This window comes from Paenibacillus agaridevorans (assembly GCF_018604145.1).
GTDB classification, from domain to species: Bacteria; Bacillota; Bacilli; order Paenibacillales; family Paenibacillaceae; genus Pristimantibacillus; species Pristimantibacillus agaridevorans.
Map to the genome: position 1 here is coordinate 6,590,565 of NZ_CP075889.1, position 16,770 is coordinate 6,607,334.

Genomic DNA, 16,770 nt, shown 5'->3' on the forward strand with positions numbered 1-16,770 from the left:
TCATCTATGATCATCAACAACACTTGACAGCAACAACTGCTTCGATCAAGGAGCATGTTCCCGCAAGCGGCGGCTCAGAGAGGGACCGGCAAGGCTGAGAGGTCTCCCCCGAACGGAACATTCCCGCCTTGCCAGCAGCATCGGCGAACTGAAGTAACCGTTGCCGGCCCCGGCCGTTATCCGGATGAAGGATTGCTGCCGCGCGCGGCGATCGAACCAAGGGTGGTACCACGACACATTCGTCCCTGAACGAATGTGTCTTTTTGTTTTACGCACTAATAGAAGGAGGCAACCTACATGCGTCAATCCCAATTATTCGCGACTACCTTGCGAGAAGCGCCCGCGGAAGCGGAGGTCGCCAGCCATCGCCTGCTGCTCCGGGCCGGTTACATTCGCCAGCTGGCCGCCGGCATCTATACGTATATGCCGCTCGGCCGGCGTGTACTTCGCAACGTCGAAGCCATCGTGCGGCAAGAGCTGGAGCGCGCGGGCGCGCAGGAGCTGCTCATGCCGGCACTGCAGCCCGCCGAGCTTTGGAAGGATTCCGGTCGTTACGACGCTTACGGCCCCGAGCTGATCCGCCTCTCCGACAGGCATGGACGCGAGTTTGCGTTAGGCCCGACGCATGAGGAAGTCATTACAACGCTGGTCAAGAACGAGATCGGCTCCTATCGCCGATTGCCCGTTACGCTGTACCAAGTGCAGACGAAGTTCCGCGACGAACGGCGTCCGCGATCCGGCTTGCTCCGCGGCAGGGAGTTTCTGATGAAGGACGCGTATTCTTTTGACGCCACGTTGGAGGGTCTGGACCGCTCTTATCGCAAAATGTACGACGCCTACCACCGTATCTTCGAACGCTGCGGTTTGAGATTTCGCGCAGTCGAAGCGGATGCGGGCGCGATCGGCGGAGAGGGCGGCACGCATGAATTCATGGCGCTGGCCGACATTGGCGAAGATATCGTCGTCGTATGTCCTCATTGCGATTATGCCGCGAATCTGGAGCAAGCAGCGTCGAAGGCGGAGCTCGCCGAGCATCGCGGCAAATCCGTTCCCGCAATCGAGACAATCCATACGCCGGACGTGCGCACGATCGAACAACTGACCCGGCACCTTGCGATCCAGGCCGGCGATGTCATCAAGACGATTATTTACTCGGCCGACGGGAATCCGGTCGCCGTACTTGTACGAGGAGACCACGAGGTCAACGAGTTGAAAGTCAAAAATCTCTTGGGCGCTAACGAAATCGTGCTGGCAGACTCGGAAACGGTCATGAAGGCGACGGGAGCGGAGATCGGTTTCGCCGGACCAATCGGCTTGTCTATTCCCCTCCTCGTCGACGAAGCCGTTGCCGCCATGGAACGGGGCATCGCCGGTGGCAACGAAACCGACTATCATATCGGCAACGTCGTTCCGGGCAGAGACTTCTCCGTCGAACGTTCGGGCGATTTCCGATCCGTTAAGGAAGGGGAGCTCTGCTCCCGCTGCGAAGAAGGCCGCCTCCAATTCGTGAAGGGAATCGAGGTTGGCCATGTGTTTAAGCTCGGGACCAAGTATAGCGAGGCGCTGGGAGCCGGCTATCTGGATGCGAACGGGAAAGAGCAATCCATCATTATGGGCTGCTACGGTATCGGGGTATCCCGTGTCGTCGCGGCGATCGTGGAGCAGCATCACGACGAGCGCGGCATGGTCTGGCCGACTTCCGTAGCTCCGTACCTTGTCCATCTAGTACCTGTCTCCGTCAAGGATGAAACACAGCGGCAAGTCGCCGAAGATTTATATGGAACGTTGCAGCGCATGGGCATCGAGGTGCTGATGGACGACAGAGACGAACGTGCCGGCGTGAAGTTTAAGGATGCCGATCTGATTGGCCTGCCGATTCGCATCGTCATCGGCAAGGACGCCGCGGATGGCAACGTCGAATATGCAGAGCGACATTCCGGCGAGAAGCGGCTTGTACCGGTCGCGGAAGCGCTGGATCTCATAAGCGGCGCCAACGCGGCTTCGTTGCACTAACACGGTATTATGCAGTCAAGGAGCTGTCGACAGGATCGGTTGACGCTGCTTTCTGCCACCGACTTGCGTCGCGAACGGTTATATCCATTTGTTCTTCTGTCTCCGCTCCGATATTGGGGTATAATGGAAGAGGGATTGCAATCCAAACAAAGGCGGTGCCGTAATCATGAAATTTAGCGAGTACACATACGAGAGACCGGACGTGAAGGCGTTCGAGGGAAGGTTCAAAGAGCTGCTGGCCGCGTTCGAGGCAGCGGACGGCTACGAGAAGCAAGATGCGGCGATGGCGGATATGAACAAGCTGCGCAGCGAGTTCGATACGATGCAGACGATCGCGAGCATTCGCCATTCCATCGATACGAACGACGAGTTCTACAAGGCCGAGCAGGATTTCTTCGACGAAAACGGACCGGTCGTCCAGGAGTTCGTGACGGACTACTACCGGGCGCTTGTCGGCGCCAAGTACCGCGCGGAGCTGGAAGCCAAGTGGGGAAGTCAGCTGTTCCGTCTCGCGGAGCTGTCGCTCAAAACGTTTAGCCCCGAGGTCATCGAGGATCTCCAGCAGGAGAACAAGCTGTCGACGGAATACTCCAAGCTGATCGCCTCCGCGAAGATCCCGTTCGAAGGCGAAGAGCGCACGCTGGCGCAGCTCGGTCCGTTCCAGCAGTCCACGGATCGCGATATGCGCAGACGCGCCGCGGAAGCCTCCTCCGGCTTCATGGCGGAGAACGAGACGACGCTCGACCGCATCTACGACGATCTCGTCAAAGTGCGGACTCGCATCGCGAAGAAGCTCGGCTTCGACAACTTCGTGGAGCTCGGCTACGCGCGCATGAGCCGCACGGATTACGACGCGGCTATGGTTGCGAACTTCCGGGGCCAGGTGCTGGACCATATCGTTCCTGTAGCAACGAAGCTGAAGGAACGTCAGAAGAACCGTATCGCGATCGACCAACTGCTCTACTACGACGAGAATCTGGCATTCCTGTCCGGCAACGCGACGCCGAAGGGCGATCCGGACTGGATCGTAGCGGGCGGCGCCAAAATGTACGAGGAGCTGTCTCCGGAGACGGACGCGTTCTTCCGCTTCATGCAGGACAACGAGCTGATGGATCTCGTCGCAAAAAAAGGCAAGCAAGGCGGCGGCTATTGCACGTATATCAGCGAGCATAAAGCGCCTTATATTTTCTCCAACTTCAACGGCACTTCCGGCGATATCGACGTGTTGACGCACGAGGCCGGCCATGCGTTCCAGGTGTATGAGAGTCGCGGATACGCCGTTCCGGAGTATGCCTTCCCGACCTATGAAGCATGCGAGATCCATTCCATGAGCATGGAGTTCCTGACATGGCCATGGATGGAGCTGTTCTTTAAAGAGGATGCCGACAAATACCGCTTCCATCATCTCGCCAGCTCGCTGATTTTTATCCCTTACGGCGTGACGGTCGACGAATTCCAGCATTACGTCTACGAGAATCCGGACGCGTCGCCGGCTGAGCGGAAACAAGCGTGGCGCGAGATCGAAAAAAAATATTTGCCGCACCGCGATTACGGCGACAACGCCTATCTGGAGGCAGGCGGCTTCTGGCATAAGCAGGCTCATATTTTCAACTCGCCGTTCTATTACATCGACTACACGTTGGCCCAGCTCTGCGCGTTCCAATTCTGGAAAAAGTCGCGCGAGGACAGCACAGCCGCATGGAACGACTACCTCAGTCTGTGCCGTCTTGGCGGCAGCCTCTCCTTCACGGAGCTGGCGAAGTCAGCAGGACTCGACTCGCCGTTCGAAGACGGCTGCGTATCGTCCGTTATCGGCTCTATCGAGGCATGGCTGAACGGCGTGGACGACAAGGCTCTGTAGAGGACACCTCCAACCCTATTCGCGCTATTCGAGTAACGTTTCCCTATCTTGAGACTGAATAAGGATTCCGGTGTCCGTTACATTTCCAACATGGGGTAAAGCGTCGAAATAGGGTCGGTGTTGAGGCTGTCGATTCATTGTGAATAACTGATCTTCCATAGTCCATCTCCCCTGAACCCAGGTATAATGGAAGATATACTTGGGCCGGGGGTTTGTGCTGTGTTGAATAGACGTGTGCGTTACAAAGAGTTCGATCAAATGTCTTTTGCAGATATGATGGTATACTCCAAGCTTCCTGAGCATCCTTTTTGGAGTCACTTAGAGAAGAAGATAGACTTTTCTTTTGCAGATTCACTGTGCTCCGTGCTCTACTCGGGGCGCGGACAGCACCCGTATGCGCCTTCACTGAAGCTTAAAGTCCATCTTATTCAGATATACTACGGTCTTTCCGACCGCCAGGTGGAAGAGCGCATAATTAGCGACTTGTTCATCAAGCGTTTCTTAGGCTTGCCCGTCGACTTCTTTGGGTTTGATCACAGTACGATTGGCTTGGACCGCTCACGTATGGGAACCGCCATGTTTAAAGCCTGCCACTTCTACATTCTTGCCCAAATGTACAGCCATGGCCTTTGGGGCGATCACTCGGAGAAATGGATCATCGACTCGTTTGCCTCAAATCCCGCACTCTCGAAGCCGCGCACCTATCGCTTGATTCAACATGCTATGATCCGGGTCCTTCAACATTTAAAACGTAGCCATCGTGCGATATACCAACTCGCACTCGCTTCGGTTGAGACCGATGGACTCTACGCTCGCACCTCCGTACAACCATCTACTGCTGGTCACATGCTCGCTTTCAGCAAGTTGGTGGCACAAGCTTATGGTTTGCTTCAATGGTTTCAACTCGAGGATGTGTCTGCTTTGTTGCAAAAAGAACTCACGGAAAAAGAGCGCGAGACTTCTCAGCATTTGCAACGCATTTTGCAGGACATATTAGAGCAGAACAGCCGACCTGTACCGCCGACTGATGGCGACCCGATTGACTCTGCGCGGAACCAAACCGAACAAGAGATTGTGTTTGAAAAAATCCCGAGCCATGAAAGAGCAAAGGATCGTCTTATGAGCGCTGTTGACCCGCACGCTCGAGTCGGGAGAAAGAATACATCCACCGTCACATGTGGCTACAAACTACAAAATTTGTGTGGGACCAGCTCCGTTGTGCTGAATGTGAACGCCGTACCTGCGAATGAACATGACAGAGAAGCTATGTACGCAATGGCCAAAGAAGTACAAAGCTTTTTCGAAATTTCGCCACGCGCCATGTTAGGTGACACCGCCTACGGCCACGGGTTGCAGCGCACTATGCTTGCCACTATTGGCATCCCTGTAGTAGCCCCTGTCATCCTGGGAAGTAACCCCTCAAAGGGATACGACCTCACCCGATTTAGCTATGACAAGGAAAAGGACTGCTACACTTGTCCGAACGAAAAGGATACCGTAAAAAAGCGTCATATTCCTCAAAGCAGCGGTTGGCAATACTATTTTGAAAAGACAGACTGTGAAAGTTGCCCCTTACGCTCGGCATGTACAACAGGAAAAGCAGAGCGCCGGGTATTTCACAGTGACTATTATGAAGTGTACGAGGCTGCCAAGGATTACAACGCTACGATTAGCGGCAAATTAGATCGCAAACAGCGCATGCTGGTTGAACGAAAGAACCAAGAATTGAAGAATGACTGTGGTTTAGAGAGACCCTTAACGAAAAGCCGAAAAGCGTTGCAGCTTAAAGGTTACTTGGCTGCCATGGTCGTTAATTTGAAACTCACGTTGAGGAAGCTACTTCCTCAAAGACCTGGGTTTATTCGACGTCGAAATGCCATTAGTTACTAAGTAGAATCCGACTCCCCAGCCCTCCGATCATCCCACTCAGCGGCTCCCTCCAGCACAAAATTTCCCCATTCCAGCACGCAACTCGTTCTTATCTACAGTGAATAGACAGCCTCGTGTTGTCCGTTAGATTGAACAAAAACCAGCAGCATCCACGAACGAATGAGTTCTGGACTGCCGCTGGTTTTTTCTAAATCGCTAATGGCGCCGGACGGGTAGGAAAGCTTTGATAGCCTGTGCTGCCATTATAATTGCGGCAACAAGTGCTCCAGCTTTTCGATAAAAGAGTCCCAATGACCCGAATTCGAAAATCCGATTCCCCATTCTACATCCCGCAAGGCTCCCCTTAGTTTAAGGAGTTTATCGATCTCCTCTGCGCTTAGTTCGTTTATTGGCTCCACCATATTATCATGGGGATAGTTACTAAGCTGATCATATAGTGCGTCTAATAGTACACTTTCCGCTTTGGTTATAAAACCTACTCCCGAATTCAAATCTCTAATGACCATAATATCCTGCAAAACATCCCCAAGCTTCTCTCTTACATGCGACGGCTGCGTCCATTCCGACTCGATCTGATAGGCAATGGCGCCTTCCAGTTGAACGAGATCCCATTGAATTTGGGACAGGGTCAACTCATGTTTGACCGATGTTACCCGTTCTTTCAATTTGTAATTCTGATTGGCAGCCAGTATGAGTAAGACCACCAATACGGCAAGGAGTATCAGCACTATCATTTTAGTCGTTTTTTGCATAGGAATACTCCCCCCTTTAGACATAATTGAATCGTTGGCCGTATTCTCCGTGGGTTACTCCTCCGGATACTATCCTAATTCTTCGATATCTATGTAATTGCCTTGCTTGTATCGGCTTACCCGTTCTATCCATCAGCAATACGAGGAGGAGGCAGAAAATGAAGAATCGTTACCCGTGGATAAGCCTGACCTTAATGACCGGATTTATGTTCGTGGGCTTTTACATCCTAACCCTTCTGGTTACCTCGCTCAGCTATTACTTTTACTTTGATCGGCCTGCGGACCAGTCCCGCGAAATTTCGGCTGTTTATTACGGTCTGGCGTTTTCGACCGTGCCTTACCTGCCGTTAGGCTGGATGCTGTATGCTTATGTCAGGGAACGACGAATACGGCTAACCTTGCATGGAGTCGTCATCGGTATGCTGACAGAGAAAGTCGTGTTTGTTTATCTGGGAACGCTTCTAGGCACGGGATACCCCTGGTACGGTAGAGGGTTCCCGCAGAGCGGATATGCCGTATTGTGCGAGGAATTGCCCATGTTCTGCCGTCCCGATTACGTTCTGCACTATTATCTTTGGGGTCCTTTGCTCGCGTTTGGAGCTTTCTATTCGGGAACGAAGCTGGTAAGACTCGACAGAAGCAAGGAGCTCTCTCCATGAAGAGACTTAAGCCCGCCGCCGAACCTGCAAACATCGTGCCAGATGATCGAGATGTTTGTCCAGCGTAATGGGATTGTAATTTGCCCAGTCGTCGCTCACGACGTAGCTCTTTCCTTCCTGGACGGCAGGCAACTCCTGCCAAGCCGGATGCTGCAGCATCCGGCGGCCCGCTTCTGCCATCCTTCCCGAACGGGCCAAGGCAAAAAAGACGCGATCCCCGGCATAATACGGCAGTTCGACAGGCTCAATGCGCTTCCACTTCGTATTGGGATCGCGATCCATTAACGCTCGGACGCCGGCCGTCGGTTCGAAGCCGATGCCCTGATATAAGGAATGACCGAAGTGGTGGCCTGCATAGACGAACAGCCCGTCGTCGTGATAGATGAATGCCGCCGCGGTCTCCCCCTCTCGAACGCAATGCTCCAGTCTGTCTCTCGTTCGAATGGCCTTTTTTTCGTAACGTTCAATCCAGCGTTCCGCTTCTTCCTCCCGCTTAAGCAAACGTCCCATGGCGCGCAGACGCGTGTAGACGTCGCTCTCCCAATCGACCTTCACGGCATCGGCGATCCCCGACAGTTGGTCGGCAGTGGGCTGATCCAGGTAACTCGGGAACAGGATTAAGTTCGGCGACAGCCCCGACAGCTGATGCAGATTAATCTGCGGCAAGTCCTCTACCCCCCTAATAGATCGCGGGGCTTCAGGTATCGTACGCAACAACGCGTTGTTGGAGCCGACCGGCAGCACGCCCAATGCCAGCAGCTCGCCAAGATACTGAATGGAGAATATGCGTTGGTCCGCTAAGCAGCCGCCATGCGCATAACGGGATGGAGGCATTCCGAACGCTTGCTTGAACTTGCGGCTGAAATAATATTCGTCGCGATAGCCTACCAATGCGGCTACTTCGCCCACCTTTCGTTCCTGACGGGACAACAGTTCCTTGGCCTTATTCATGCGCAAAGCCGTCAGATAATCGAGAGGCGAGCGGCCCGTCAACGCCTTGAAATGGCGCTCGAACCGCCAACGGCTAAGTCCTTCGCGCTCGGCAAGCCCGCCGATCTCTATATCCTCTCCGTAATGTTTCTCCAGGTAACCGATGGTCCGCTCGATCGCCAAACGCGGATCCTTAACCGCCTTGGCGGCATTTCTAGCAGACAATACGTCATAAATCAGCTCCTGAAATCGAACATGACGATGGAGTGACAGAAGCGCATCTTCCGCGCCGCTCTCTCTACTATCGCCAATGGCGCCGGGCAAAGGTGAACGCAAGCTCGCGTCGCACTGCTTCCCTTGTAACGCCAGCAGCTCCGCCAGTCTGATCGCAAGCCGATGCACGGGCTCGCACGGAAACGGCTGACAGCCGGCTGCAAGCAGCTGCAAACCTTGGCCGCCGCTTGGAATAAGGAACTTCAGCAGGTATACTTTAAGCTCCGTTTCGCTAACCACTTTGAGCTCCGTCTCGGCGCCTGGCGACAGCAACAGACAATGCCCCCGATCCAGAAGATGCCTCCCGCCGTCTGTATGGGAGATAATGAGGCCGGCTCCGTCCATGGCGGCCAGCAGCGTATATTCGTTTGCCTCGCCCAGCGACCACGTCCGGTCGCCGAAGTAGCTCTCCTCCGCGATTCCCGTCAAATAAACTTGCGGAGGCAAAGCCGCGGAAATTGCTCCATTCATTTCAGGCATTTCAGGCATTTCAGGCATTACAACTCCACCTCAAGTGATAACGATTATCAATTAATGCGATTATAACGAAAATAGCCAAGTCACGCAACGTAAAGCTGCGCCCTTGGCTATCCTGGCCATACCCTTATTGTCCAAACAACAACCGTAATCCTACTTGGCTGTCAGCACGGCAGCCATCTCGTCCAGCAGCCACTCCAGCGACAGCGGGTCGTTCATGGCCCAGCGCGAACCTACGATATACGCCTGGTTGTTCTTCACTGCAGGAAGCGTGCTCCACACAGGTCCGTTTAACACCTCATTAAGCACCTTTTTGGATTCTTCGTCATCGCCTGGACCTACCAGGAAGATGCGATCGCCAACGTATTCCGGCAGCTTCTCCAGCGAGATCTCCGCCCACAGCTGCGACGGATCGCTTGCGAACAGCTCCGTTACCTTGGCGGGAACCTGGAAGCCGAACGCATCGTACATAGTCGGACCCAGCCGTTGTTTGTTGTAGACATACAGCTTCTTGTCCGAGTAAAGGACGAATGCCGATGCCGTCTCTCCGGGTTTAATTTGAGCCTGGACGACTTCGCGTTGCTTCGCCACTTTCTCGTCATAGCCCTTCTGCCAGGCCTCCGCAAGCTCCGGCTTGCCCGCCAGGTCAGCCACCTCGCGAACATGCTCGAATGCGTCAGCGCCATAAGCGACGACAACCGTCGGAGCGACTTTGGACAGAGCATCCACGTCGGCTGCCTCGAGGAAGTCAGGCACCACGATCAGGTCGGGCTCCAGCGCCAGCACCTTCTCGATGTTCGGCACAAGTCCGTCCCCGCCGATGTCCTCAATGCCCTCAAGTTGGTCTTGCGTCAACACCAGCTGCGCGTTCAGGTAGTTCGTTCCGATGATCGGAACGCCGAGCGCCGTAAATTCGGAAGCATAATAGTGAGCGATAATACGCTCCGGACGGGTCGGAATTTCGACTTTGCGCCCCAATGCATCCTCGTATTCGCGCGTGCCGGACTCCGCTGACGGAGAAGGCTCCGCCGACGACGTCGGCGACGCTTCTTGCGATGGAGATGGGGAAGGCGAAGCAGCAGGCGCGTTATTCGAGCCGCAAGCGGCCAGCAGAAGCGCCGTCAGCAGCAGGACGAGCAGGGTGATCCCATTTTTTTGGCGTGCAGGGGTATACATCGTGATTCCTCCATTTGATAAACATTCTCATTATCGACGTATTCATCTTACTCCCCTCCATCCGCTTAATCCATGGACATTTCCCGCAAAAAAACTGGACAAAATGCGCGAATGGGCTCTTAAATCGAAAGTTCAACGAAAACCGCCGATCTTATTGCCGCATCGCGCTCCGTGAGAAAAACGCCCGAAGGCGTCCTTTTCTATAATCGTCCTCGTTTCGACGAAACCGCGTAGAGAAAGTATGAGCAAACTTATGTTTTCCTCTATTTTTAACAGCAGCCTTCGAGCGTAATTGTACATTTATACACAAATTCATGATCGGAGATCGGCCATGTGGAGTAAATTGTTCAATTATACACAAATTCTTGTTAAACTTCCCCGCCCAAGGGTCCGCAAAGTGAATATTTGTGTAGATATGCACAAATAAACCGAAAACTAACGCTTCTGGGCTAATAATTGTGTATATTCGTACAATTGTTATCGCACGCTTATGTTCCGAGGACATAATGACAGAAAACCGCCAGGCACAAGCTGTTAATTCCAGCCGATTGCCTGACGGTTCTTGTACATGAATGAAGGCCTATACCGCTTTTCGCTCCATAATCTTTGTTACATCATATGCATTCTGCCGCTCCTGTCTCCCACGCACCGGACCTTAGCTGCCGAGCTTACAGCCGTGTGCTCCCCTCCGGAAACACTACTGCGTCTACGGGCTACCTGCAGCTGGCTTTCACTCCTACAGCAGTCCTACTGCGACTGCGTGCTTCCTGCTGGCAACGCTACTGCATCTGCGGACTACCCGCAGCCGGGGCTTCCGCTCCGGCTGGCGGAGCCGCTCCATCAGCCGGCGGCTCGAAGCCCTCTGGCGGTTGACCGCTCTGGTCCCCTTCAGGACGCTGTCCACGATCCGGGCGCTGGCCGCCTCCCATACCGGCTCCGCCTCCCATACCGCCGCCGGGACCGCCCATGCCGCCGCCGGTCGTAATGCCGGATTCGTTCACCCAAGTGACTGAGCTCGTCACCTCGAATTCTACAATCTTCGTGTCACCGGAGTAGATGACGTATGTGCTGCCTTGTTTAATGTCCGGAGAGCTGAACAACACGGATTGGAACGTCTTCTCCGGAGCGAAGGCCGCGATCTCGTTGCCGTCGCCGTCGACCAGACGCACATTCGTGCCGCCTTGAAGCGACTGCGGAAAGGTCATCAGGATCGACTGCTGCGTAGAGGTCTCCGACGTTGCCTGCACCATGCCGGAGCTGCCTGCCGCGATCAGCAACCCCCCGCTGATGTCGAACGTGCCGTCGTAGTCGAGCGAGCCGTTGCCGTTGCCCGTCGGTCCGTTCACGTAGACCGTTCCGCCGCTCATTACAATGGAGCCATTGGCGTCCAACCCGTCGCCGTTCGCGTTTACCGTGATCGTGCCGCCGCTGATCGTCAGCAACCGATCGGAGCCTGCCGCGAAGCTGTCCTGCGAAGCCCGGCCTGGCATGCCCGCATTAGAATCGTTGCCGCCGGCGACGTTGAAGCCATCATCCGATGCCGTTAACGCAATCTCCCCGCCCGAGACGGTAATCGTCGAACCTTCTACACCTTCGTAGCTTGTCGTAATATTGATCGTGCCTCCGGCAATCGTGACCGAAGCGTCGGCGTGAATGCCGTCATCGCCGCTTGCCAGCAAGAAGGTGCCGCCATTAATGAGCAGGCTGCCGTTCGTATGCACGGCATCATCCGCCGCGTCGACTTCGAACGCGCCTCCGTTCACTTGCAGGCCGCCGCCTGCCTTCAGCCCTTTGGCGCTGGTGGACTCCGTTGCAGTCGTTACACCGCCGGAGGTACTGGAGGGAAGAGCCGCCGTTTCAACATTATCCGCATTTAATGCAGACGTACTCGCAGCGGCTCCCGTTGCTCCTGCGCCACCAGGCTTTGTACTAGTAGCGCCCTCTGTACCGCCTTGCCTGCCGCCCATCATGCCTTGGCCGCCGCCCCAACCGCCGCGTTCCTCGACATGGGTCTCGCCGTTCGCGCTGCCGCCGCCGCTGACCAGTTTGAACGCGCCTTCTTCGACGAGCAGCGAGGTCTCCGCTTGAATCGCGTCGTTGCCCGAGACGATATCGAATGTTCCGCCGCCGATTGCGACAATCCCTTTGCCCTCTTCCTCCGCGTTCGTCGACTTCAAACCGTCTCCGCCCGCATCCACGGTCAGCGTTACGCCTTCCAGCGCGGCTACCCGGTCCTTGCCCACCAGTCCGTCATCGATGGACTTTACGTTGATTTCGCCGGACACAAGCAGCAAATCATCCTTGCTTTTGATGCCGTCATTATAGTTGCCCTTCACCGTCAGAGAACCGGTGCCGTTAATAATCAGATCCGCCTTGCTGAACAGCGCCGCATCCGGCTCGTCGGCCGTTGCATCTGCGTAGACATAATCCGCGCCGTCCGTGAGCGTATTATCGGTCCCTTCTTCCAGCGTGACGATAACCTTTCCAGCCTCAACGATGTAGAAGGGCGAATTATCCTTGTTGCTCAGCCCGACGCCGTTCAACACGACATGAACAGTCTCGTCCGGCGCATCGATCGTAATCTGTCCATCGTTCAACTGCCCGCTCAGCACATAGGTGCCCGCAGCCGTTATGCTGACCGATCCGTCTTCCGCCGCCTTCGCCCCGCTGCCGCTGACGGCAGCGCTCTCTCCCTCGAAGGCGATGCTCGTCGCCGAGTCCGCACTCCAGGCGGTATCGTAGTCCTCATCATCGAACGAAACGAGATCATCCATCGTAAGATTGACCTGCTCCAGAGCTGCGGAACCCTCAGATCCCTGGTTTGCCGCCTGCTCCGTCGATGGGATAGCCGTAGCCGCTGCCGCTCCGTCGTCATTTTTGCTGCAAGCCGACGTCAGAAGCACGGCGCACAACGCGATAACGCCTATATAATGTTTGATCTTTGCACTCTTCATCTGGTATCCTCCCTTTCCGAATCTCCGAAATCTAAATGTTAATAATCCGCCACTACGGTCGGCGTCATGGTCAGGGACACATCCAAATTGCCGTTCCGGCAACGAATCGCGTCCAGCAGTTCCTTCTGGTTCACCGTCTGCCCGAGCGTTACTCCATACACCAGCTCGTACAGGCTTCCCAGCTCCGTCGTGCGGACTCGCTTTAACTCATACGCCACCCCGAATTGCTCGAACACTTCGCGGAATGCTTCCTCGTAGCCCAAACTCTCCGGAATCGTGACTTTTAATTGCTTCTGCTCGGCCTTCCTTGCGCCATACTTGATCTTGCTGAGCACGAACATGAGCACGCACAAAATAATTGTGAACAGCACCCCATAACCGAAAGCTCCGACGCCGCACGCAAGTCCGGCCGCCATCGTAAAGAGCACGTAAGCAATGTCCTTGGGATCGCCGGGCGCGCTGCGGAACCGGATGATGGAGAAGGCGCCCGCGAGGCTGAACGCCCGCGCGATGTTGCTGCCGATGAGAAGGATAATAATGGCGACGATGACGGGAAGAATAACCATCGTGAGCGTGAAGTTCGGCGAATATCCACTCTGGTTCGTGCGCATGTATGTCATGCTAATAATAACGCCCAGCGCGATCGCGATCAAAATGGTAGCTACCGCCGAGCCGAAAGTCATCGTCGTCTCTGCCGTCGTTGGATTAAATAAACTTTGAAAATCAAACATATAAGACACGCTCGCTTTCTTGTTGAGGAATAGATTGGGACTGACCGGATGCAACGGCTATGCGGCCCGCGGGAGCCGCCATTGCCACCGCGCTGTCAGAGCGAATACCGCCGCGCACCGTTTTTTTGTATTCGTTGCCGTATTTGGAGAAGCTCGTACGGTACAAGCCATGCTCCGAAAGCAGCCTCGACAGCCACATCGGAACGGTTTTCTCCGCCTTGACCTCCATCAGCCACTTGCCTTCGGGATTTAGAGGCTCGCCATGATCGCCGAGCTCCAACCCCAGATCGTAACGCCGGTGGCGGATGTTGGTATCGAAGGTAATGCGCAGATCGCGGCTCTCCTTGCTGAACATCGCTTTACGCTCGTAGGCCAGGTATACCTTGGGCTCCAGCTCATAGCGGCTCAGGAAGTAAGCAATCTCGGCAACCACCTGCTTGTTCATGTAGGACTGGTGCTCCGGGGCAATCCCCGTACGGACGAAGTCGTACGCCTCGGCCAGCTTCAATCCCGTTCTGCGCTTGTTGACGATGCCGAACACCTTCTTTTTGAGCTCCAGATACACCTTCGCATCCTCGCCGGGCACGCCGTAGGCTCTCAGTCTGAGCTTCTCCCTGTACTTCGGCTTGGACAGACTGGTGCGGATGAGCGAATCATGCGCCGTATCAAAATACAAATTGCAGATCGAATAGTATTCATGCTGCTTGTTATAGTCATCCAGCTCCATATGGTCGAGCAGATCGTAGTAGAAGCTCCGATATGCCGCATCGTCGAGCACATATTTATTTTCGTATCGGTTAAATACCTCAATGGCCATTGCCGATCCTCCCTTTCGTCGCTTGCCGCTTTCACAGTGCCGCTTGCCTTGTCTGTATATTAGCCCTTCAACCTTGAATGAACCTTAAACACCTTTACAATTCCTCCAAAAAGTTTCCGCTTCATTATATGGGGCCGTCTGCAAGCACCCGCGCAAACTCTTTGTTATCCGATGCGGGCCGCGCTGCAAAGTTAAGGTTGATTCAAGGTTGAATTGCTATAATGAGATAACAAACAAAGACTTCAAGCAAGGGATGATACACGATGAGGATATTGATCGCGGAAGACGAAACTCATTTGGCCGAGGCCTTATCACAAATATTAAAGAAACAACATTACTCCGTAGATGTCGTGCATGATGGCCGTTCCGCCTACGATTACGCCCTGAGCGGCATCTACGACCTGCTGCTGCTCGACATCATGATGCCGGAGATGGATGGCATGACGGTGCTTCGCAAGCTTCGGGGCGAAGGCATGCCCACACCAGTCATTTTGCTGACGGCCAAAGGCGAAATCACGGATAAAGTAGCCGGGCTCGATCACGGCGCCGACGACTATATCGCCAAGCCGTTCTCTACCGAAGAGCTGCTGGCGCGAATTCGGGCGGCGCTGCGCCGCAAGGGCGAGGTCATCCCCGAGGATGGCATCTCCTTCGGAGATATCGAGCTGAGCACGGCCCAATTAAAGGTCACCGTTAAGGGCAAGGAGCTAAAGCTTAATCTAAAGGAATGCGAGCTGCTGGAGCTGCTGGCGACACGAAAGCAAGCAGTCACGTCGAAGGAACAAATTATCGAGAAGCTGTGGGGATTCGATTCGGAAGTAGAATATAACAACGTGGAGGTGTACATTTCGTTCCTGCGAAAAAAGCTGACCTTCCTCCACTCCGAGGTGAAGATCAACACGATCCGGGGCGTCGGCTACGTGCTGGAGGTGGCCAAATAAAATGTTTAAAAAGCTGAAAAACCGTTTCCTCCTGCTCAACCTTGTGACGATCTCCGTCATGATGCTGGTCGCCTTTGTCACGATCTATACGATCACGTATCAGGATGTACGGAGAGATATCGATATTGAGCTGCATAAAACATCCGAGTTTTTCCGGATGCCTCTCGGCGGAGACGGCAAGCGGCGGATGCCGGGCGGCGGCTTCCAGAACGTTCTGCCGGGCACTCTGCCGCTCCAATCGGGCTACGGCGGACCGCCCCCGGGCAGAACCGTCTCGTTTATGCTGCTGGCAAGCGCGGACGGCACGATTAAAGCGGCGGATTCGCCGTTCGATCTGGAAGATGGTTTCTACGAAGAGGCGCTGCGCAAGGCACTTGCGAGCGGCGGGGAGACCGGACAATTCGCGCATGACGGCAATGACTGGGCGTTTAACGCGCAGGAGACGAACGTAGGCACGTTGTACGTATTCATGGACGTCACCGCTCAGCAGGCTATTTTGACCAAGCTGATCTACACGTTCGCGGCCGTTGGTCTCGGGATGCTGATCGTCATCTATTTTATCAGCCGACTCTTCGCCAATCGATCCATCCAGCCTGTTAAACAAGCATTCGAAAAGCAGAAGCAGTTCATCGCCGATGCTTCGCATGAGCTCAAGACGCCGCTGGCCGTCATTCAGACCAATACGGATGTGCTGCTCGCCAATCGCGAGGATACGATCGCAAGCCAGGAGAAGTGGCTGCACTACATCAAGCAGGAGACCCACCGGATGGCGAAGCTGACGGGCGATTTGCTGTACTTGACGGAGATGGACGAGGCGCGTTCCACCATGATGCACGCGGAATTCGATCTCAGCGACACGCTGGAGACGATCATGCTGACGATGGAGGCGGTGATTTTTGAGAAGCAGCTTCGATTGGATTACGACATCGAGCACGGGTTAAAGACGGTCGGCAGTCCCGAGCAGATGAAGCAAGTCATCATGATTCTCCTGGACAACGCCATCAAGTACGCAAATCCGCGCGGCGAAATTACGATCGCGCTAAAAAAACAACAGCACGATGTCGTGCTGTCGGTCACCAATACCGGCGAAGGCATCGCGCCGGAGCATCTCGGCCGGATCTTCGACCGCTTCTACCGTACGGACACCTCGCGTACCCGTTCGCAGGGCGGCTACGGACTGGGCCTTGCGATCGCGCGGTCCATCGTGGATCAGCATGGCGGCAAGCTGCAGGCAAGAAGCACGGTCGGCGAATCAACGACGTTCCTGCTGCAGCTGCCGGCTCACTAAAGCTAAAG

At 54.9% G+C, this 16,770-nt stretch carries 12 protein-coding genes; 6 read left to right on the forward strand and 6 right to left on the reverse strand.

Features of this window, described 5'->3' with window-relative positions:
* The first annotated feature begins 297 nt into the window (after positions 1–297).
* The 3 genes from KJW29_RS26400 to KJW29_RS26410 all read left to right on the forward strand — a co-directional run bounded on the left by KJW29_RS26400 (position 298) and on the right by KJW29_RS26410 (position 5,764).
* A complete protein-coding gene (locus KJW29_RS26400; protein ID WP_214626883.1) occupies positions 298–2,013 on the forward strand; it encodes a proline--tRNA ligase in 1,716 nt (571 codons plus the stop codon).
* Positions 2,014–2,179: 166 nt separating this feature from the next.
* Positions 2,180–3,874, forward strand: coding sequence for a M3 family oligoendopeptidase (locus KJW29_RS26405; RefSeq protein ID WP_214626884.1), 1,695 nt, complete (start codon positions 2,180–2,182; stop codon positions 3,872–3,874).
* A gap of 219 nt (positions 3,875–4,093) precedes the next feature.
* On the forward strand, positions 4,094–5,764 hold the full coding sequence (locus KJW29_RS26410; RefSeq protein ID WP_246608394.1) for a transposase: 1,671 nt from the start codon (positions 4,094–4,096) through the stop codon (positions 5,762–5,764).
* A 242-nt stretch (positions 5,765–6,006) separates the two neighbouring features.
* On the opposite strand, the gene KJW29_RS26415 is transcribed toward KJW29_RS26410, so the two are convergent.
* Positions 6,007–6,516, reverse strand: a complete 510-nt coding sequence (locus KJW29_RS26415) for a hypothetical protein (RefSeq protein ID WP_214626885.1) — start codon at positions 6,514–6,516, stop codon at positions 6,007–6,009.
* A gap of 158 nt (positions 6,517–6,674) precedes the next feature.
* On the opposite strand from KJW29_RS26415, the gene KJW29_RS26420 reads away from it, so the two are divergent.
* On the forward strand, positions 6,675–7,175 hold the full coding sequence (locus KJW29_RS26420; RefSeq protein WP_214626886.1) for a hypothetical protein: 501 nt from the start codon (positions 6,675–6,677) through the stop codon (positions 7,173–7,175).
* 6 nt (positions 7,176–7,181) lie between these two features.
* Here the strand turns inward: KJW29_RS26420 and KJW29_RS26425 are convergent, their stop codons facing one another.
* From KJW29_RS26425 to KJW29_RS26445, 5 genes are all read right to left on the reverse strand, one after another.
* Entirely contained in the window at positions 7,182–8,876 is a 1,695-nt protein-coding gene (locus KJW29_RS26425) for a helix-turn-helix domain-containing protein (protein WP_214626887.1), read from the reverse strand.
* A 132-nt stretch (positions 8,877–9,008) separates the two neighbouring features.
* On the reverse strand, positions 9,009–10,031 hold the full coding sequence (locus KJW29_RS26430) for an ABC transporter substrate-binding protein (protein ID WP_214626888.1): 1,023 nt from the start codon (positions 10,029–10,031) through the stop codon (positions 9,009–9,011).
* Between the two features lie 779 nt (positions 10,032–10,810).
* Positions 10,811–12,985 carry a carbohydrate-binding domain-containing protein gene (locus KJW29_RS26435; RefSeq protein WP_214626889.1) on the reverse strand — a complete coding sequence of 725 codons (2,175 nt, stop codon included), beginning with the start codon at positions 12,983–12,985 and terminating at the stop codon, positions 10,811–10,813.
* A gap of 38 nt (positions 12,986–13,023) precedes the next feature.
* The gene (locus KJW29_RS26440; RefSeq protein WP_214626890.1) at positions 13,024–13,716 is read right to left on the reverse strand and encodes a DUF4956 domain-containing protein; all 693 of its coding nucleotides are present in this window, start codon (positions 13,714–13,716) and stop codon (positions 13,024–13,026) included.
* Complete coding sequence (locus KJW29_RS26445) at positions 13,709–14,533, reverse strand: polyphosphate polymerase domain-containing protein (RefSeq protein WP_214626891.1); 825 nt, start codon at positions 14,531–14,533, stop codon at positions 13,709–13,711. The genes KJW29_RS26440 and KJW29_RS26445 overlap by 8 nt, the downstream gene beginning before the upstream one ends.
* 263 nt (positions 14,534–14,796) lie before the next feature.
* Between KJW29_RS26445 and KJW29_RS26450 the strand changes: the two genes are divergently transcribed.
* Positions 14,797–15,474: a response regulator transcription factor gene (locus KJW29_RS26450; protein ID WP_214626892.1), complete on the forward strand. Its 678-nt coding sequence runs from the start codon at positions 14,797–14,799 to the stop codon at positions 15,472–15,474.
* A 1-nt stretch (position 15,475) separates the two neighbouring features.
* Entirely contained in the window at positions 15,476–16,762 is a 1,287-nt protein-coding gene (locus KJW29_RS26455; RefSeq protein WP_214626893.1) for a sensor histidine kinase, read from the forward strand.
* Positions 16,763–16,770 lie beyond the last annotated feature (8 nt).

Coding starts and splice junctions, on each gene's coding strand:
- KJW29_RS26400 (WP_214626883.1), top strand. CDS start 298: ATGCGTCAATCCCAATTATTCGCGACTACCTTGCGAGAAGCGCCCGCG.
- KJW29_RS26405 (WP_214626884.1), top strand. CDS start 2,180: ATGAAATTTAGCGAGTACACATACGAGAGACCGGACGTGAAGGCGTTC.
- KJW29_RS26415 (WP_214626885.1), bottom strand. CDS start 6,516: ATGCAAAAAACGACTAAAATGATAGTGCTGATACTCCTTGCCGTATTG.
- KJW29_RS26420 (WP_214626886.1), top strand. CDS start 6,675: ATGAAGAATCGTTACCCGTGGATAAGCCTGACCTTAATGACCGGATTT.
- KJW29_RS26425 (WP_214626887.1), bottom strand. CDS start 8,876: ATGCCTGAAATGCCTGAAATGCCTGAAATGAATGGAGCAATTTCCGCG.
- KJW29_RS26430 (WP_214626888.1), bottom strand. CDS start 10,031: ATGTATACCCCTGCACGCCAAAAAAATGGGATCACCCTGCTCGTCCTG.
- KJW29_RS26435 (WP_214626889.1), bottom strand. CDS start 12,985: ATGAAGAGTGCAAAGATCAAACATTATATAGGCGTTATCGCGTTGTGC.
- KJW29_RS26440 (WP_214626890.1), bottom strand. CDS start 13,716: ATGTTTGATTTTCAAAGTTTATTTAATCCAACGACGGCAGAGACGACG.
- KJW29_RS26445 (WP_214626891.1), bottom strand. CDS start 14,533: ATGGCCATTGAGGTATTTAACCGATACGAAAATAAATATGTGCTCGAC.
- KJW29_RS26450 (WP_214626892.1), top strand. CDS start 14,797: ATGAGGATATTGATCGCGGAAGACGAAACTCATTTGGCCGAGGCCTTA.
- KJW29_RS26455 (WP_214626893.1), top strand. CDS start 15,476: ATGTTTAAAAAGCTGAAAAACCGTTTCCTCCTGCTCAACCTTGTGACG.